Source organism: Pelagimonas varians (genome assembly GCF_003208435.1).
Lineage (GTDB): Bacteria > Pseudomonadota > Alphaproteobacteria > Rhodobacterales > Rhodobacteraceae > Pelagimonas > Pelagimonas varians.
This window is the reverse complement of sequence record NZ_QKMF01000012.1, coordinates 36,873-53,582: the sequence shown is the minus strand read 5'-3', so window position 1 is coordinate 53,582 and position 16,710 is coordinate 36,873. Positions and strand designations below refer to the sequence as shown.

Annotated in this window: 18 protein-coding genes; 9 read left to right on the top strand and 9 right to left on the bottom strand. The window is 55.1% G+C overall.

Going from position 1 to position 16,710, the window contains the following annotated elements; translation table 11 throughout:
* The first annotated feature begins 42 nt into the window (after window positions 1–42).
* Window positions 43–702, top strand: coding sequence for a GntR family transcriptional regulator (locus C8N36_RS15555; protein ID WP_097805742.1), 660 nt, complete (start codon window positions 43–45; stop codon window positions 700–702).
* Here C8N36_RS15555 and C8N36_RS15550 read toward each other — a convergent pair.
* Window positions 699–1,730 carry a GlxA family transcriptional regulator gene (locus C8N36_RS15550; protein WP_245910859.1) on the bottom strand — a complete coding sequence of 344 codons (1,032 nt, stop codon included), beginning with the start codon at window positions 1,728–1,730 and terminating at the stop codon, window positions 699–701. The genes C8N36_RS15555 and C8N36_RS15550 overlap by 4 nt on opposite strands.
* Here C8N36_RS15550 and C8N36_RS15545 point away from each other — a divergent pair.
* The 4 genes from C8N36_RS15545 (at window position 1,725) to bcoG (ending at window position 6,849) form a co-directional block, all read left to right on the top strand.
* Window positions 1,725–2,885, top strand: coding sequence for an acyl-CoA dehydrogenase family protein (locus C8N36_RS15545; protein ID WP_097805741.1), 1,161 nt, complete (start codon window positions 1,725–1,727; stop codon window positions 2,883–2,885). The two genes, C8N36_RS15550 and C8N36_RS15545, sit on opposite strands and share 6 nt — an antisense overlap.
* A 79-nt stretch (window positions 2,886–2,964) precedes the next feature.
* A complete protein-coding gene (locus C8N36_RS15540) occupies window positions 2,965–5,052 on the top strand; it encodes an acetate--CoA ligase family protein (protein ID WP_097805740.1) in 2,088 nt (695 codons plus the stop codon).
* A complete protein-coding gene (locus C8N36_RS15535; RefSeq protein WP_097805739.1) occupies window positions 5,049–5,831 on the top strand; it encodes a carnitinyl-CoA dehydratase in 783 nt (260 codons plus the stop codon). The genes C8N36_RS15540 and C8N36_RS15535 overlap by 4 nt, the downstream gene beginning before the upstream one ends.
* 106 nt (window positions 5,832–5,937) lie before the next feature.
* Window positions 5,938–6,849: a 3-dehydrocarnitine:acetyl-CoA trimethylamine transferase BcoG gene (bcoG, locus tag C8N36_RS15530; RefSeq protein ID WP_097805738.1), complete on the top strand. Its 912-nt coding sequence runs from the start codon at window positions 5,938–5,940 to the stop codon at window positions 6,847–6,849.
* A 526-nt stretch (window positions 6,850–7,375) separates the two neighbouring features.
* Here the strand turns inward: bcoG and metF are convergent.
* Entirely contained in the window at window positions 7,376–8,239 is an 864-nt protein-coding gene (gene metF / locus C8N36_RS15525; RefSeq protein ID WP_097805737.1) for a methylenetetrahydrofolate reductase [NAD(P)H], read from the bottom strand.
* A 114-nt stretch (window positions 8,240–8,353) separates the two neighbouring features.
* On the opposite strand from metF, the gene C8N36_RS15520 reads away from it, so the two are divergent.
* Window positions 8,354–9,259, top strand: a complete 906-nt coding sequence (locus tag C8N36_RS15520) for a LysR family transcriptional regulator (protein ID WP_097805736.1) — start codon at window positions 8,354–8,356, stop codon at window positions 9,257–9,259.
* Here the strand turns inward: C8N36_RS15520 and C8N36_RS15515 are convergent.
* On the bottom strand, window positions 9,256–9,567 hold the full coding sequence (locus tag C8N36_RS15515) for a hypothetical protein (RefSeq protein WP_097805735.1): 312 nt from the start codon (window positions 9,565–9,567) through the stop codon (window positions 9,256–9,258). The two genes, C8N36_RS15520 and C8N36_RS15515, sit on opposite strands and share 4 nt — an antisense overlap.
* Before the next feature lie 173 nt (window positions 9,568–9,740).
* Window positions 9,741–9,947 carry a cold-shock protein gene (locus C8N36_RS15510; protein WP_097805734.1) on the bottom strand — a complete coding sequence of 69 codons (207 nt, stop codon included), beginning with the start codon at window positions 9,945–9,947 and terminating at the stop codon, window positions 9,741–9,743.
* 223 nt (window positions 9,948–10,170) lie between these two features.
* Here C8N36_RS15510 and C8N36_RS15505 point away from each other — a divergent pair, with 223 nt between their 5' ends.
* Together C8N36_RS15505 and C8N36_RS15500 are read left to right on the top strand one after the other, a co-directional pair.
* Complete coding sequence (locus tag C8N36_RS15505; protein WP_097805733.1) at window positions 10,171–10,494, top strand: ArsC/Spx/MgsR family protein; 324 nt, start codon at window positions 10,171–10,173, stop codon at window positions 10,492–10,494.
* The gene (locus C8N36_RS15500) at window positions 10,487–10,855 is read left to right on the top strand and encodes a hypothetical protein (RefSeq protein ID WP_097805732.1); all 369 of its coding nucleotides are present in this window, start codon (window positions 10,487–10,489) and stop codon (window positions 10,853–10,855) included. Before C8N36_RS15505 ends, C8N36_RS15500 begins: the two co-directional genes overlap by 8 nt.
* A 7-nt stretch (window positions 10,856–10,862) precedes the next feature.
* On the opposite strand, the gene C8N36_RS15495 is transcribed toward C8N36_RS15500, so the two are convergent.
* The 5 genes from C8N36_RS15495 to thrS form a co-directional block, all read right to left on the bottom strand.
* Window positions 10,863–11,438 (bottom strand): DoxX family protein, encoded by a 576-nt coding sequence (locus tag C8N36_RS15495; protein WP_097805731.1) that lies wholly within the window; start codon window positions 11,436–11,438, stop codon window positions 10,863–10,865.
* A gap of 12 nt (window positions 11,439–11,450) precedes the next feature.
* The gene (locus tag C8N36_RS15490) at window positions 11,451–12,191 is read right to left on the bottom strand and encodes an HvfC/BufC N-terminal domain-containing protein (RefSeq protein ID WP_097805730.1); all 741 of its coding nucleotides are present in this window, start codon (window positions 12,189–12,191) and stop codon (window positions 11,451–11,453) included.
* A 24-nt stretch (window positions 12,192–12,215) separates the two neighbouring features.
* Window positions 12,216–13,064 carry an MNIO family bufferin maturase gene (gene bufB / locus C8N36_RS15485; protein ID WP_097805729.1) on the bottom strand — a complete coding sequence of 283 codons (849 nt, stop codon included), beginning with the start codon at window positions 13,062–13,064 and terminating at the stop codon, window positions 12,216–12,218.
* A gap of 64 nt (window positions 13,065–13,128) precedes the next feature.
* Window positions 13,129–13,434, bottom strand: coding sequence for a BufA1 family periplasmic bufferin-type metallophore (locus tag C8N36_RS15480; RefSeq protein ID WP_097805728.1), 306 nt, complete (start codon window positions 13,432–13,434; stop codon window positions 13,129–13,131).
* A gap of 246 nt (window positions 13,435–13,680) precedes the next feature.
* The gene (gene thrS, locus C8N36_RS15475; protein WP_097805829.1) at window positions 13,681–15,627 is read right to left on the bottom strand and encodes a threonine--tRNA ligase; all 1,947 of its coding nucleotides are present in this window, start codon (window positions 15,625–15,627) and stop codon (window positions 13,681–13,683) included.
* Window positions 15,628–15,935: 308 nt separating this feature from the next.
* Between thrS and C8N36_RS15470 the strand changes: the two genes are divergently transcribed.
* A complete protein-coding gene (locus C8N36_RS15470) occupies window positions 15,936–16,604 on the top strand; it encodes a DNA-3-methyladenine glycosylase I (RefSeq protein WP_097805727.1) in 669 nt (222 codons plus the stop codon).
* The last annotated feature ends 106 nt before the right edge of the window (window positions 16,605–16,710 follow it).

Sequence of the window (16,710 nt, the reverse complement as noted above, 5' to 3'; positions counted from 1 at the left end):
AGAAGCGGAACCAATGGACAGCCTGAACGGGGCAGGGACACGATGGCGGAAGAAAACCGGTTTGAGCATATTTCCAACCGCCTAAGGCGGGCGATTTTACGCGGGGATCTGGCACCAGGATCACCGATCAAAGAACGCGACAATGCCGCTGAAATGGGGGTGAGCCGTACACCCATGCGCGAAGCCATCCGGCAATTGGCCAATGAGGGGCTGGTGGTTTTGCGTCCGGCCCGCAGCCCGATTGTGGCAGACCCGTCGTGGAAGGAGATCTCGGACTGTATGGATCTGGTGCGCGCATTGGAGCTGCTGTCAGGCGAGCTGGCATGCGCCAAGGCGACCGATGAAGAAATCGATAAAATCGCCTCGATCCAAGAGCGCATGGAAGCCAGCGCGGGACATGTGGATGAGATCGATCTATTTGAAATTGATATGGAATTTCACGTCGCCATTGTGCGTGCGTCGCATAACATTCCCCTGGCCGAAACCCATCGTTCCTTGCTGTCCCGGTTGTGGCGGGCGCGGTTTTTGGGATCGCGTGCGGGGCGCAATCAAGATCGGGTATTTGCACAGCATAACGCCATTCTTGCCGCGCTGCGCCAACGCGATGCCACCACCTTTCAGGCTGAATTGCGCAACCATTTGAGCATTCTCAAACAGCAAATTCGCAAGTTCTACCAAGAGGTGGTCGTCGAAGACGCTTAGGTCAAATTCTTGCGGATGTCGCGCGGGGTGATCCCGAATTCACGGCGGAACGCGCGGGTCATGGCACTGGGATCTTCATAGCCGCATCTTGTTGCAATTTCAGACACCGACAGGGTTGTTTGTTCGGTCAAATGCCGTGCTGCCCCCAACCTGAGAGACACGTAAACACTGCGCGGACTGCGCCCCGCCGAGCTGGCGAAATGCTTTTCCAAAGCCCGCAATCCGAAACCGAGTCGTTTGGCAATTGCGTCGATCGGCAAGGGGGTTTCCAAGGTGCGGCGCATAATTGAGACGGCTGCCTGAACCACCTGATCGTCGCCCATCCGCAAGGGTGTCACATCGGAGGGTTTGCGTTCGCCATGCATGAACAAGGCCGCTACTTCGAGCCGCAACATGGTGCCGTGATGCTGTCCTATCAGGTCCAGCATCAGTTCAATTGAGGTGCTTGCCCCGCCGCAAGACAACATCGGCCCCTGCGAAATATAGCGATCCTCGACGACATTGATCTCGGGGAACTGTTCCGAAAACGCCACCAGCTCGTCCCAATGGATGGTTGCCCGTTGACCTTCCAGAAGTCCGGCTGCGGCCATCAACCACGATCCCGTGTCCAGTCCTGCCATCTGGGCAAACCGTTTTTGCGCGGACCGGAGTGCGCGCAAAACCGTAGGTGTGGTTAGACCTTTATAATCGTAGCTGGGCATAACCAACAAAAGATCGCCTCCGGGATGATCCGTCAGTGTGCCGCTGGGGGTGACGGGCAATCCGCTGGAAGAGGTGATGGTGCCCTCGTTGATTCCCAAAAACTGCCATTCGTACAATTTTTGACGTGCCAAAGTGTTCGCCGCACGCAGCGGTTCCACGGCATTGGCCAGACCGTAGTTGGAAAACTCGGGGAAAAGCAGCACGCCAATTTGGCGGGTTTTCGGGGAATGGTTCGAATTGCGCATATTAATGGACGTATCACGCATGATAAAAATGCGCGAGGCAAAGTTACATTTCGTGACCAGTATAGGAAAACGCGCATGCATTTTGGATTGTCCGAAGAACAAGAGATGATCGTTTCGACGGTTCGCAGCTTTGTCGAAAAAGAGATTTATCCGCATGAGGCCGAAGTCGAACGAACTGGAATAGTCCCGCATGAGCTAGGTTTGCGAATCAAACAAAAATGCATCGATTTGGGGTTCTACGCCTGTAACTTTCCTGAAGAAGTTGGCGGTGCAGGGCTGAGCCATATGGATTTCACTTTGGTCGAGCGCGAACTCGGGCGTGGATCAATGGCGCTGACACATTTTTTTGGCCGCCCGCAAAACATCTTGATGGCCTGCGAGGGCGAACAGCGGGAAAAATACTTGCTGCCCGCCGTGCGCGGGGACCGGATGGACGCATTGGCGATGACGGAACCGGACGCCGGTTCGGACGTGCGCGGTATGAAATGCCAAGCCGTGCGGAGCGGCGGCGATTGGGTCGTGAACGGATCCAAACATTTTATCTCTGGGGCTGAACACGCTGATTTCTTTATCGTCTTCATTGCAACAGGCGTCGATGAAACGCCCAAGGGCCCCAAAAAGCGAATCACCTGTTTTCTGGTGGACCGTGGCCATCCGGGGTTCGAAGTCCGCGACGGGTACAATTCGGTCAGCCACAAAGGCTACAAAAACTGTATTTTGACCTTTGATGATTGCCGTTTGCCCGATGCACAGGTGCTGGGGCAGGTCGACGGCGGATTCGAAGTGATGAACGAATGGCTGTATGCAACACGGCTGACTGTTGCGGCCTTTTGCGTCGGTCGGGCACGGCGGTGTTTTGACTATGCTGTTGAATATGCAGCAGAGCGCAAACAGTTCGGGCAAGCGATTGCCAAGTTCCAAGGCGTTAGCTTTCAAGTGGCGGATATGATCACCGAGATTGACGCGGCGGATTGGTTGACGTTGGCGGGGGCGTGGCGGTTGGATCAAGGGTTGCCTGCGAACCGTGAAATTGCCTCGGCCAAGCTTCATGCATCCGAAATGCTGGCGCGGGTGACGGACACCACGTTGCAAATTTTTGGCGGCATGGGGTTGATGGATGACTTTCCGATTGAACGGTTTTGGCGGGATGCGCGGGTTGAACGGATTTGGGACGGGACGTCCGAGATCCAGCGACACATCATCAGCCGGGAACTGTTCCGGCCATTGGGGGCCTGATCGTGCGGCTGGACCAAATTTCATGCATGAAATTTGCAAATTCCGTTGACGGAATTTGGAGCGCAGGTTGTGAGGGTCTATGACCAATAGTATGGCGCGTTTGTTGCAGCCAAAGTCCATCGCTGTGATCGGCGGCGGGGCTTGGTGTCTTAACGTAATCGAGGAATGCAAAAAGATCGGGTTCACGGGGGATATTTGGCCCGTTCATCCCAAGAAGCCCGAAGTTGCGGGGCTACCTGCCTATGCTGATGTTGATACTTTGCCAGATGCCCCGGATGCGGCATTTGTCGGCGTAAACCGGCAGTTGACGGTCGACATTATTCGGCAATTGGCGGCGCGCGGAGCCGGTGGTGCGGTGTGTTTTGCCTCAGGTTTTCAAGAGGCTCAGGCGGAACTGAAAAATGGTCCAGCTTTGCAGCAGGCGCTGTTAAAGGCGGCGGGGCAGATGCGCATTTTGGGCCCAAATTGCTACGGGTTCGTCAACGCATTGGATGGCGCGGCGCTTTGGCCCGATCAGCACGGGATGTTGCGGGTCGACAGCGGCGTTGCGATTTTGACCCAAAGTTCGAACATCGCGTTGAACTTGACAATGCAAACGCGCGGCGTACCGATTGCCTATTTGGGAACCGTTGGCAATCAGGCGCAAACCGATCTTGCCGAATTGGGCATGAGCGTTCTGGATGATCCGCGCGTTTCTTGCTTGGGGCTGCACATCGAAGGCATTGCGGATGTTGCAGGTTTCGAGGCTTTGGCGCGGCGGGCTGACGATTTAGGCAAACACATTGTTGCGCTCAAAATTGGTGCCTCCGATCAAGCCAACGCCGCTGCGGTGTCCCATACGGCGTCGCTGGCGGGATCAAATGCAGGCGCGCGTGCATTGCTTGCCCGCTTGGGTATCGCGCAGGTCGGGTCGCTGGCGGGGATGTTGGAAGCGCTCAAGCTGTTGCACTGCGTTGGTCCTTTGGCAAACGGGCAAATTGCTTCGATGTCTTGTTCCGGCGGCGAAGCCAGCTTGATGGCAGATAGCGTTCTGGGAACTGGCCTGACCTTTCCTCCGCTTGGAACTGTTCAGAAATCGGCGCTTCGATCAGCCTTGGGTGCAAAGGTCGCGCTGGCCAACCCTTTGGATTATCATACCTATATATGGGGGGATCAAGACGCTCTGCAGTCTTGTTTCACCGCGATGATGGACCAAAGTGATGTGTCACTGGGCCTTGTTGTGTTGGATTTTCCAAGGCTGGATAGATGCGAGGCCCCGCAATGGGATTTGGTGACTTCAGCCATTGACGAGACTGCCAAAGATACAAAGCGGCCGATGGCTGTACTGGCCAGTTTGCCTGAAAACATGCCAGAAGCCGTCGCAAAGGATTTGATGGCACGCGGCGTGGTTCCACTGTGCGGTGTTGCAGAAGCATTGGAAGGCATCGCCGCCGCCGCGTGGCTTGGTCAATCGGCGGTGTCTCGAACTCCTGTTTTGAGGCGCAAGATTGTGTCCGGTTCAGAGGCGGTCGTGCTCCTAACTTCCCAGCTTGACGATAGAAGTGGTGTTTTGGTTGAGGCGCAGGCAAAGCAAACACTGGCTGCGTTCGGCTTGGATGTGCCAAAACTGCAACGGGTTCAGACGCCGCAAGAGGCGGCGTTGGCTGCCGTCGAAGTCGGATTTCCTGTGGTTTTGAAAGGCGAAGGGTTTGCCCACAAAACCGAAGCCGGTGCGGTCAAGCTCGGGCTTGCGTCCGTGCAATCGGTTGAGGATGCTGCAGAAGAAATGGCGGCCCAAGGCTATTTGATTGAGCAAATGATTGACGGCGCTGTGGTCGAGTTGTTGATAGGCGTGGTTCATGATCCGGCGCATGGGTTTGTGCTGACTTTGGGGGCCGGAGGTGTTTTGACAGAAATACTGCAAGACACGGTTTCGATGTTGCTGCCAGTTTCGGAGCAAGACATCGGGCAAGCCTTGCACAGATTGCGGTTGGCCCCTTTGATAAACGGGTTTCGCGGTGCTCAGGCCGCTGATGTCACCGCGATTGCCCAAGCGGTAATTGCGGTGCAAGATTTTGTAACAGCCCATGCAGACCATGTGGCTGAAGTGGAAATAAACCCATTGTTGTGTTGCCCGGATCGGGCTGTCGCAGTGGATGCATTGATCAGATTAGAGGAGCGGTCATGACAGGACCCATTCGAACAGCGCGGCGCGGACATGTGCTGGAGGTGACTTTGGATCGCCCCAAAGCCAATGCTATCGATCTGGCGACGAGCCGGATTATGGGTGGGGTGTTCACAGAGTTTCGCGATGATCCCGAGCTGCGGGTGGCTTTGGTCACCGGAGCCGGCGACAAGTTCTTTTGTCCGGGCTGGGATCTAAAGGCCGCAGCTGATGGCGATGCGGTTGACGGAGACTATGGCGTGGGCGGCTTTGGCGGTCTGCAGGAGTTACGCGGATTGAACAAGCCGGTGATTATGGCCGTGAACGGAATTTGCTGTGGAGGCGGGTTGGAGCTGGCGCTGTCGGGCGACATTATTCTTGCGGCAGATCACGCCAGTTTTGCCTTGCCGGAAATTCGGTCTGGTACTGTTGCCGACGCCGCAAGCATTAAACTGCCCAAGCGCATTCCTTATCATATTGCGATGGAGATGTTGTTCACCGGTCGGTGGCTGGATGCAGAAGAGGCTGCGCGCTGGGGGATGATCAACCAGATTCACCCAGCCGATCAACTGATGGAAAAGGCGCGGGAGATGGCGGATGTTTTGGCCTCGGGTCCACCATTGGTTTATGCAGCCATCAAGGAAGTGGTGCGCGAGGCAGAAGACATGAAGTTTCAAGATGCGTTGAACAAAATTACCAAATCGCAGTTTGAAACAGTTGAGAAATTGTATCGTTCCGAAGATCAACTGGAGGGGGCGAAGGCCTTTGCTGAAAAGCGTGATCCGGTTTGGACTGGGCGGTGATGCTGTCTGACGCTCGCTTTGCAAGCATCGCCCCACCCAACATCCCGCCCTGTGCTGTACCCAACTTGAGGCCAATGGCTCAAACGTTGAAGGAAAGGAGGCTGTTATGCCTTTGACTATGAACCGTGAGGTTTTCATCACCGCCGCTGTTACTGGTTCTGGCAGTACCCAAGACCGCAGCCCCCATGTGCCGCGTTCGCCACAGCAAATTGCTGACAGTGCGATTGAAGCTGCGAAAGCTGGGGCCGCGATTGTGCATTGCCATGTGCGCGATCCCGAGACCGGTGCGCCATCGCGTGATTTGAAGCTCTATCGTGAATTGACAGATCGCATTCGCGACTCGGACGTTGATGTGGTTTTGAACCTGACCGCTGGCATGGGCGGCGACATTGTGTTTGGCCCGACTGATGCACCCTTTCCGGTCAACGCTGCGGCGACGGATATGATCGGTGCAGCTGAACGGGTGGCCCATGTGGCCGAATGCCTGCCAGAGATTTGCACATTGGACTGCGGTACGATGAATTTCGCTGAGGCGGATTATGTCATGACCAATACACCGGGCATGTTGCGGGCAATGGGCAAGATGATGACCGATCTTGGGGTCAAGCCCGAAATCGAGGCCTTTGACACCGGACATCTGTGGTTTGCCAAGGAGTTGGTCAAAGAAGGTGTGCTGGATAGTCCGGCCCTTGTGCAGCTTTGTATGGGGGTGCCTTGGGGCGCGCCGGACGATCTGAACACTTTTATGGCGATGGTAAATAATGTGCCTGAGGATTGGACCTTTAGTGCCTTTGGTCTAGGCCGCAACCAGATGGCCTATACTGCCGCGTCGGTTTTGGCAGGCGGGAATGTTCGTGTTGGGCTTGAGGATAACCTATGGCTCGACAAAGGGGTTTTGGCCACCAATGCGCAGCTGGTTGAACGGTCACGAGGCGTTATTGAAGGTATGGGTGCGCGGGTGATCGGGCCCAATGAGGTGCGCGACAAGCTCGGGTTGACCAAGCGCGCACCGGTTTGATGTCTTAGACGAATGCCCCGGAGGTGTCTTCGGGGCGCGGCCACAATGCCAAGCCTAAAGCCAGCCACCAGCATAGGCCAAGGCCGACGATCGGTGGTCCCGCAGACAACCAAATCAGGTCGGTTGCCATTGGCTGTTCCAAACCCAAAGACATCACCAGAAAAATCGGCGGCATACAAAACGAGACTGGCAATAGGATCAAAATAACCGCATTGGCCAAAAGGTGCCTTAACCCGTTGGGGTTGCTGATCCATTTTGGGGTTGCGGGGGCCACAACAGGCTAAACGACAGCAAAACAGCAATTGCGGTGAACCCGATGGAAACCAGATCAAAGGAATTGCGGGTCAGCGAAAAGGGCAGAGTTAGCAAGAAACCAAACCCGAACACGCACGTGTAGGCAGCGCAAAGTCGCAGAAGGCCAAGACAAATCTTCGAATGAAATTGCGCAAAACAACACCTCTGAATTATTCGTCAGAGGTGTTGTCGCCTAGTCAAGAGGCCTGAATGTGGCGTGAAAATGAAAACTCTAGGCAACATTTTCCAATTTTGCTTTGGGTGTTACGCCCAACGCAAAACAGACATCGCGGGTTAACTCGGGACGGTTAAGTGTGTAGAAATGCAGGTTTTCAACGCCTTCGTCCAGCAACTCGCTGCACAGCTCGGTACAAATAGCCGTCGCCAAAAGGTCTTCGCGGCCATCGCGGGCGGCTTTGCCAAAGGCATCATCGACCCATGTCGGGATCGGTGTGCCGCAGCGCTGGGCGAAATTGCGTGCGCCTTTCCAGTTTTCAATCGGCAAAATACCGGGAATGATTTGTTTGTCGATGCCGGCCTTGGCGCAGGAATCGCGGAAGCGCAGGAATGTCTCGGCCTCAAAGAAGAACTGGGTCAGTGCTTCACTGGCACCTGCGTCAAGCTTGCGTTTGAGCCAGTCGATATCAGCCTGCGCATTCGCAGCCTCGGGGTGGATATCAGGGTATGCCCCGACGCGGATGTTGAATTCACCGGTGTCGGCAAGGGCCTCAATCAACTCAACCGAATTGGCAAACCCATCGGGGTGCGGTTCAAATCCGTTTGCGCCCTTTGGAGGATCGCCGCGCAGGGCCACAATGTCGGATACGCCAGCGGCGGCAAAGTCCTGTGCAATGGCCAGCGTTTCCGCGCGGGTGGCATCGACGCATGTCAGATGCGCAGCCGTCGCGAGGCCGGAATGTTTGTGCAAGGTCGCCACAACATCACGGGTCAGATCGCGCGTCGTGCCGCCGGCACCATAGGTGACGGAAACAAAACGCGGGTCTAGAGGGGCCAAAACCTGAACCGCATCCCAAAGACGGAAGGTACCTTCAACGTTACGGGGAGGGAAAAATTCAAATGAAATCTGCGGGCGCATCGGTTTAGTCCTGTGTCTCGACCTGTGTCAGGTCATTTGTCGGCTTGCATTGCTTATCGCATTTTGACATTGCTGAAGCAAATTCATAATTCTCATCACTAATATGAGGCTGATATGCATATCGAGTTTCGCCATCTGCGGACGGTCAAGGCAATACATGATTGTGGCGGTCTTGCGAAGGCAGCAGATCAGCTCAATATTACGCAATCTGCATTGAGCCATCAGATCAAGGGGCTTGAGGACCAAGCCGGAGTCGAGCTGTTTGTACGCCGGTCCAAACCGCTTAAGCTGTCGGCGGCGGGCAAACGATTGCTGCGTTTGGCTGAACAGGTTTTGCCGCAAGTCGAGGCGCTGCAAGAAGAATTTATGGGCCTGCGGGCAGGCAGTTCGGGGCGGATGCATATCGCAATTGAATGTCATGCTTGTTTTGAATGGCTGTTTCCAGTGCTGGAAGGGTTCCGAAAGATCTGGCCGGATGTTGATGTGGATATTCGCCCCGGATTGGCTTTTGACGCTCTGCCAGCGTTAAAAAAAGAAGAGGTTGATGTGGTCATTTCCTCTGATCCAGAGGACATTGCCGGTGTGACATTCACCCCGCTATTTGATTACAGTCCGGTTTTTGTTGCGGCGTCGAGCCATCCTTTGGCCGCCAAAGACTATATCGAGGCCGAAGACTTTCGCGGTCAAACCTTGATTACCTATCCGGTCGAACGGTCCCGTCTGGATGTATTCAGCCAGCTATTAACGCCAGCCAAGGTGGAGCCTGCCAGCATCCGTCAGGTCGAGTTGACAGCGGTTATCCTGCTTTTGGTCGCGTCAAACCGAGGCGTGGCTGTTTTGCCGGACTGGGTGGTGCGCGAAGTGAAATACAGCTCGGATTATGTAACCCGGCCCCTGACTGCGGGCGGCTTAACCAAACGCCTGTATGCTGCGACGCGGACAGAAGATCTGGACAAACCGTTTGTGCAAGAATTGATTGAACGGGCCGGTGCCGAAGCGCTACGTCTGCAACAAGCCTAAGTTCCAGAGCAGCTCTCTTGACCTTGGGAAATGGCAAGATCAATTGGGTTGGCATAGGCAAATCCCATGACGCGGTCGTTTTCGGTCGACAGGATTTCGGCCGCTTTTTGCGAAAAGCAACCACAATCTACGCCTGACAAAGCCGAAGCACAAAAGTCTACCGCGTTGAAATTCGCGGCGCGGCTGTTGACGTGTTTCGCAACGCTTGGTGCCGTTGGCTGGGTCAGCGGCGGGATCGAATGCGCAGCGAACACAATGCTTCCGCACACAAGAATGGCGAGGAAAATGTTGAATATCTGAGACTTCATGGCTCGGCCTATCATGCTTTTATCACCCCCAAGGTAAACTAGCACGGAAGGTAGGCTGACTGTTGCTCTATCCAGATAGACATTAATTTGAATGCTCTGGATCGTTTGAAAATCTGCGGGCCAAAACCAACGGGAAACGGCCCGCTTTGTCATTCTTGTTTTTTTACAGATGGTTATATAAGTTCCAGATCCGAAGCCATAACCCGCCCATCGCGGTTCTCTTGCAGTTCAAAATTAACTTTTTGATCGTCGGCCAAGCCGGTTAAGCCGGAACGTTCAACCGCCGAGATGTGAACAAATACGTCTTTTCCGCCATCATCGGGGGCAATAAAGCCGTAGCCTTTTGTGGTATTAAACCATTTCACGGTGCCTGAAGGCATGAGTCCGTGCTCCTTTCTCAATCTGTTTTTCCAGGCCTCGCATTGCACGCGGCCGCCCTGTGACAATCGCCTCTCAGGACCGGACGGTAAAATATCCGCTTGGGTCCCGATCATCGAAATTCACGCCAGCAGGATTGCGCGTTGGGGAAAAAAATCAAGAAAAACTCCCTCGTATTTCAGTTTCCACGGGCATATGTGAACCTTGAGAAAAACAGGAGAGATCATGATCCTCTACGGATTGAAGACCTGCGATACCTGCAAAAAAGCCCGTAAAGCTCTGGCGGAAATTGATTTTGTGGATGTACGTGAAGAAGGGGTTCCCGACGCGGTCTTGTCGGTTGCCTTTGAACGCTTCGGCGAAAAATTGCTGAACACGCGATCAACAACATGGCGCAATCTGCCAGAAAATGAGCGCTCCAAGGATCCTATGGCGTTGCTCAAAGCCCATCCAACCTTGATGAAACGTCCTTTGATCGTTGATGGCGATCAGATGTGGTTGAGTTGGGACAAGACGGTTCAAGCCGAGCTAGGACACAAAAATGCGTAATGCAGCTTTGACACTTGGGATCATCGCTGGCGTCTTTGGGATGCTAGTTGGCTTTTTCGGGTTTGGTTATACCGAATTGGTCCGCGAATACGGCGAGATTGAAGAAGTGTTCGGGATGTTCGAAAACCCGCAGCTGGTGCGGGTGATGTCGATCTTGTCGCCGATGTTGGCAATTGCTGGCGGCGCGATGGCCAAGGCACGGGCGCTGTGGGGCGGATTGCTGTTGCTGGTATCGGCTGGCGGAATGTATTTCGCCTTTGGCTTCAACGCCTTCACAATGTTCCCGATTGCCTTTGCGGGGCTTGGCGGGATTTTGGCTGTGGCCGCCGGTAAACCCGACGAACCAAAGTCACACTTCTGAAACCGTATCAGGCCTGTACCGGCTGTTGAGAGGGGCGCAGTGTCTGCAAAACCCTGTCTACGGACAGGGCCCCCGCGCCCTTGATGACAAGTGTCACCAATACCAGCACCCATAAGGCACGTTGGTCCATAATGACCGAGTCCGGCGCGGCGTCAAACCATGCGCCAAAGGTTTCAACATGCTCGATACCGCCATGGCCGTATAAGTCGGTCAGGCTTTGAACCACGACAAAACCGATCATTCCCAGCGAGGCAAGGCGGGTAAACAGTCCAATCACAATCATCAGTGGCAGAATGAACTCAGCCCATGTGCCAGCGACAACAACCGCCCAGTGAAAAATGCTGAGCTGCGAGCTGTCATAGCCAACCGCTTCGAGCTGCTTGGGGAAAATCTGCGCATATGCCCCGACGGATGGTACGATAAAACCGAGCAAACCGTCGCCGAGCTTGGTCAGGCCCGATTTCCAAAAATAGACCAGCAAAACGCCAGCAAACACCAGCCGCGACAGCAAAGGCAACAATGCGTCTCCGAAGCGTTCAACAGCACCAAAAATCAGACTATGAAGAGAAACGAGGCGGTCCATAATGGCGGCTCCTTAGGTCAAAACGATGTCAGTCAGCGCGCCGCTTTGCAGCAGCACTGACAATGTGGGCCCCAGATCAAAACTATCCCCTGCAGCGTTTAATGCCGCGCCAAAGGGTTGGTTTTGTTGTAAGGCTGCGATGAAATCTGCCCCGCCTTGGGGCAGTAGATGTTGGGTTGGATCGTATTCTGCGCGGGCGATCAACACGTCTTCGGCGATGGCCGAGGGTTTCGGGCTGCCGGGCACCATTGTGAAAGAATAGACCGACAAAACCGGCCAAGGCGATCTGAGAAGACGTGCCGAGGGGGCCAGTATCAGATGTGCGGACATCAAGGCGTCTTCGTCCAGCCCTTGCAAGCGGGCGGGATCAAATACTGGTGCATCTGCAGCGTGGTAGCTTTGCCGAACTGCGACCTCTAAATGTGCCACATCCGCTAGATAGCCAATGGATTTAAGCGGCTCTAACGTGGTCAAAAACGCTGGAAAACTTGCTCCGTAGTGCATCATCAGGGGGGATCCCGGTTGATGCTGGCGCAGATAAAGCCCTGCTGCCATTGCGAAATTATCAGGACCAAGAAGGGATGCAATTGCAGGAAAGGCGGTTTCCAACGCGTCTTGCAAGGACACCGCTACATTGTTGCGGTAGACGTCATAGCGCCGTCCAGCGGCCTGTCCACGTCCATCCACCAACCCGGCAGGCACAGGGTACGAGGCATCCAGCAAAGCTGTGCGAAAGTCGGTTTGTGTGGTCATGCTGGCGTCCTTTTGTCTGAGGGGTCAGGCGGAAACTTGGGCGAGAGCAGAGGCGGCGCGCCCTGCTTCGGCTGCCAAAACAGGCCAGTCCGGCACGTCGGTGTCCCATTCAATGAGCAAAGGCTTGGGTCCGGATTTTTCCAGTGTCAGATCAAGAAGCGCCCAAACCGGATCGGCGACTTCGCGTCCATGGCTGTCGATCAACAATGGTGCACCGTGGTCGTCGTGGTCTTCGTCGTGGCCGCCAAGGTGAATTTCCCCAACCAGATCAAGCGGGTAGTCTTCAATATAGCCCTGCGGTGAGTAGCCAAGGTTGGTGGCTGAGACAAATACGTTGTTCACGTCGAGCAGCAAGCCACAACCGCTAAGGCGGGCGACATCGCGCAGGAAATCGGTCTCGGACATGGTGCTTTGTTCAAAGGCCAAATAGGACGAGGGGTTCTCAAGCAACATGGGCCGCCCGATGGCGTTTTGAAGCTGGTCTATGTGATCGGCAACGCGGGTCAAAGTCTCTTTGGTGTAGGGCAGCGGTAGAAGGTCGTTGAGGAAATGACTGTCATGAGTTGACCAAGCCAGATGTTCGGAAAAACTGGCGGGGTTTAGCCAGCTTACAAGGTGTTTGAGCCGGGCAAGGTGGTCTGGATCAAGGCGGTCTTCGCCGCCGATCGACAGGCCAACGCCGTGCACTGAAATAGGAAAACGTTCCGAAAGCGCCCGCAATTGCGCCAAGGGACGGCCACCATCCCCCATATAGTTTTCGGCGTGGACTTCTAGCCAGCCAACAGGCGCGGGATTTTCCAAAATGTCCGAAAAATGCTGGGGTTTGTAGCCAACACCGGGCAGCGGGGGCAGGGCATTTGTCTGATCGAACATCGGGGGCCTCGGGGGATTGGGGCAGGATGGTAAGGGGCGGAAAAATCCGCCCCACCAGAGATGCTTACATTGGGATGTCGCGCTTGAGCTCTTCCAGCGAGCCCATACGCTTGCCGCCGTCGGCCATTGCGGGCAGTTCGATGTCAGCGCATGTACCGGCGTCGACCAGCGTCCAGGCATTACCCTGATAGTCAACTTTGGATGTGCCGGCGCAGGTTGTGCCGGGGCCTGCGGCGCAGTCGTTTGCACCTGCCAGCGAAACGCCAAAGCACTTTTCTTTTGCGCCATCAGCGGCTGCGGAGGTTGCGTGGGCGGCGAAAGAAGCTGCGACGGCGCTAACGAGAGCAACGGTTTTGATGGTGTTAGACATTGGGTTCATCCTCTGGTTTCAAAAACTGGTTCCGGTTGGCGACGTTGCCGTCCGGTGAAATCAGAATGCGCCAATTGGCTCCTCAATCTCCAATCACGGGGCCGTGCATCACGGGGGCGTTAGAGCGGGCAGGTTTTTCGTGAGTGGGAAATGCAGGATTTTCGCGAATCTTGCAGGAAACCCAGCGCAAAAGAAAAGGCCCCGAAACATATCGGGGCCTTTTGATGCTCAAATTTTGGTCAATTGTTACAAAAGATCGGGCGGTGTGGCATCTTTTGACAACTCGCTCACGATATCTGTCAGGCCTGTAACCGAAGTCTGCTTTTGACCAAGGCGGCGTACAGTGACGGTGCGCTCCTCGACTTCGCGGTGACCAACGGCCAGAATCACGGGCACTTTGCCGACGGAATGCTCGCGGACCTTATAGTTGATCTTTTCGTTGCGAATGTCGGCTTCGGCGCGCACCCCTGCAGCCAGCAGTTCCGCAACTACCTCTTGGACATAGTCATCGGCTTCGGATGTGATCGAAGCGACAACAACCTGACGCGGGGCAATCCAGAACGGCAATTTTCCGGAATGCTCTTCGATCAAGATGCCGATGAACCGTTCAAACGACCCAAGGCAGGCACGGTGCAGCATAACAGGTGTATGCTTTTCGCCATCGGTGCCAATGTAGGTTGCGCCCAGACGTTCGGGGATAATGAAATCCACCTGCAAGGTGCCGCACTGCCAATCGCGGCCAATCGCGTCTGTCAGAACGAATTCCAGTTTTGGACCGTAAAATGCCCCTTCGCCGGGGTTGAGGTCATAGGCACAGCCCGCAGCATCGCAGGCTTCGGCCAGCAGTTTGTCGGCCTTTGCCCATTGCTCATCGGTTCCGGCGCGCACTTCGGGGCGGTCCGAGAATTTGACCTTGAAGCTTTCGAACCCGAGGTCTTTGTAGACCGCAGACAGGAAGTTCAGGAACCGCTCGGTTTCTGCTTCGATCATGTCTTCGGAGCAGAAAATATGCGCGTCATCTTGGGTAAACCCGCGCACCCGCATAATACCATGCAAGGCACCCGATGGTTCATAGCGGTTACATGATCCAAATTCGGCCATGCGCAGGGGCAGGTCGCGGTAGGATTTCAGGCCTTGTTTGAAAATCTCGACGTGGCAAGGGCAGTTCATCGGCTTTAGGGCATTCACGGCCTTTTCGCGTGCATGCTCTTCGTCAACTTCGACGATGAACATGTTCTCTTGATACTTGTCCCAATGTCCCGAGGCTTCCCAAAGCTTCCGGTCCACCACTTGCGGTGTGTTGACCTCGACATATCCGTCACGCTTTTGGGCGCGGCGCATGTAGTCTTGTAGCATTGTGTAAATGGTCCAGCCGTTCGGATGCCAAAAAATCTGACCGGGGGCCTCTGGCTGAAGATGGAACAGGTCCATCTCTCGGCCCAGCTTGCGGTGGTCGCGCTTTGCGGCTTCCTCAAGGAAGTTCAGGTGGTCTTTCAGTTCGTTGCGATTGCGAAAGCCGACACCGGTGATGCGCTGCAACATCGGGCGCGAGGTATCGCCGAACCAATGTGCGCCGGACACACCCATCAGTTTAAAGCTGTCACCGGGCAATTGGCCGGTGTGTTGCAAATGCGGGCCGCGGCACAGGTCTTGCCAGTCGCCATGCCAATACATGCGAATGTCAGCCCCTTCGGGGATACGGTCCAGCAGTTCCACCTTATAAGGTTCGTTGCTATCTTCATAGAATGCACGGGCGCGGTCACGGTCCCAGATTTCGGTGCGCACGGCGTCGCGCGCATTGATGATGTCTTTCATCTTCTTTTCGATGACACCCAGATCTTCGGGGGTGAAAGAGTCTTCGCGGTCAAAATCGTAGAACCAGCCATGATCGGTTACTGGCCCGATTGTGACCTTGGTGTAGGGCCAGATTTCCTGCACAGCGCGGGCCATGACATGCGCAAAGTCATGCCGGATCAGCTCAAGCGCTTGCTCTTCGTCTTGCAAGGTATGCAAGGCAATCGACGCGCTGTCATTGATCGGCCAAGCCAGATCCCAATGCTCACCATTCACGGTGGCCGAGATCGCCTTTTTGGACAGGGATTTGGAGATGGAGGCTGCGACCTCTGCAGGGGTTACACCTGCGTCGTAGTCACGCGCGTTGCCATCGGGAAATGTGAGAGAGATTTGGGCCATGTTTTGGCTCTCCTCGTCAGTTTGGCGCCCACGAAGCGCCCGGTTGCGGGTATTTGGTTCGGACGCGGTTTTGCGCCCGTCAACAAAGGGTGTCAAGCATAGATCATAAGGACGATCGGTTCAGCCGACATCCGTATGATGGGACGTTGATGTGATTGCCGGTCCCGATGGGCACAGGGGTGGCCCGTAACACAAGCAGGCCTGCGTCAGCCTTCGTTAGCAACAGTGTTTTGGGGGGCATCCCAAAGATCTAACTTTTGCTTTGTGTGATGCTCTGACACTGTGCACCTAAACAGGAAGGGGCGGACATGCGCAGCTTTGACGAGATTTTATCAATCGCCGCAGACCGCAAAGGTGGGCAGTCTGCTGTTCTGGGCGGGATTGCGACACCCAAAACACCAGATCAGCTGGCCGCTATCCCTGATGACCGCTGGCTGGCCGCAATGGCGCGCGGTATTTTTCAGGCAGGGATCAGCTGGAAGGTGGTCGAAAACAAATGGCCCGACATTGAAGAGGCCTTTCACGGCTTTGACGTGGCCCGCGTCGCCTTCATGCCTGAAGACTGGTTTTATGAGTTGATCGAAGACAAGCGCATTGTGCGCAGCCCGCCCAAAGTGCGCGCTATTCAGGAAAACGCCGCATTTATTCAAACTGTCGCACAAACGCATGGCAGTTTCGGTCGCAAAATCGGTGACTGGCCTGCGGAGGATTTCCAAGGTCTTTTGGATTGGCTGCAAAAGGACGGGGCGCGGCTGGGCGGTGGAACCGGATCCTATTTGCTGCGCTCAATGGGCAAGGAAAGCTATATCCTGTCTGCTGATGTCGTGGCCCGTTTGGTTGCCGAAGGGGTGGTGGACAAGGCCCCGACCTCAAAAAAGGCCAAGGCCGCTGTGAAACAGGCATTCAATACATGGGCTGCGCAAAGCGGGCGAACCCTGACCGAAATCAGCAGGGTGTTGGCGCAAAGCATTGGTTAGCGCTCACAGGGTGTTGGAAAGTGGTTAAGGTTGTGTTGGCGGCTTGTCTCCAAATTCAACTAGAAAAATGTTTTTTTTAAATGGTGTATCGGTATGCTCCCCAAAG

Coding starts and splice junctions, on each gene's coding strand:
- C8N36_RS15555 (WP_097805742.1), top strand. CDS start 43: ATGGCGGAAGAAAACCGGTTTGAGCATATTTCCAACCGCCTAAGGCGG.
- C8N36_RS15545 (WP_097805741.1), top strand. CDS start 1,725: ATGCATTTTGGATTGTCCGAAGAACAAGAGATGATCGTTTCGACGGTT.
- C8N36_RS15550 (WP_245910859.1), bottom strand. CDS start 1,730: ATGCATGCGCGTTTTCCTATACTGGTCACGAAATGTAACTTTGCCTCG.
- C8N36_RS15540 (WP_097805740.1), top strand. CDS start 2,965: ATGACCAATAGTATGGCGCGTTTGTTGCAGCCAAAGTCCATCGCTGTG.
- C8N36_RS15535 (WP_097805739.1), top strand. CDS start 5,049: ATGACAGGACCCATTCGAACAGCGCGGCGCGGACATGTGCTGGAGGTG.
- bcoG (WP_097805738.1), top strand. CDS start 5,938: ATGCCTTTGACTATGAACCGTGAGGTTTTCATCACCGCCGCTGTTACT.
- metF (WP_097805737.1), bottom strand. CDS start 8,239: ATGCGCCCGCAGATTTCATTTGAATTTTTCCCTCCCCGTAACGTTGAA.
- C8N36_RS15520 (WP_097805736.1), top strand. CDS start 8,354: ATGCATATCGAGTTTCGCCATCTGCGGACGGTCAAGGCAATACATGAT.
- C8N36_RS15515 (WP_097805735.1), bottom strand. CDS start 9,567: ATGAAGTCTCAGATATTCAACATTTTCCTCGCCATTCTTGTGTGCGGA.
- C8N36_RS15510 (WP_097805734.1), bottom strand. CDS start 9,947: ATGCCTTCAGGCACCGTGAAATGGTTTAATACCACAAAAGGCTACGGC.
- C8N36_RS15505 (WP_097805733.1), top strand. CDS start 10,171: ATGATCCTCTACGGATTGAAGACCTGCGATACCTGCAAAAAAGCCCGT.
- C8N36_RS15500 (WP_097805732.1), top strand. CDS start 10,487: ATGCGTAATGCAGCTTTGACACTTGGGATCATCGCTGGCGTCTTTGGG.
- C8N36_RS15495 (WP_097805731.1), bottom strand. CDS start 11,438: ATGGACCGCCTCGTTTCTCTTCATAGTCTGATTTTTGGTGCTGTTGAA.
- C8N36_RS15490 (WP_097805730.1), bottom strand. CDS start 12,191: ATGACCACACAAACCGACTTTCGCACAGCTTTGCTGGATGCCTCGTAC.
- bufB (WP_097805729.1), bottom strand. CDS start 13,064: ATGTTCGATCAGACAAATGCCCTGCCCCCGCTGCCCGGTGTTGGCTAC.
- C8N36_RS15480 (WP_097805728.1), bottom strand. CDS start 13,434: ATGTCTAACACCATCAAAACCGTTGCTCTCGTTAGCGCCGTCGCAGCT.
- thrS (WP_097805829.1), bottom strand. CDS start 15,627: ATGGCCCAAATCTCTCTCACATTTCCCGATGGCAACGCGCGTGACTAC.
- C8N36_RS15470 (WP_097805727.1), top strand. CDS start 15,936: ATGCGCAGCTTTGACGAGATTTTATCAATCGCCGCAGACCGCAAAGGT.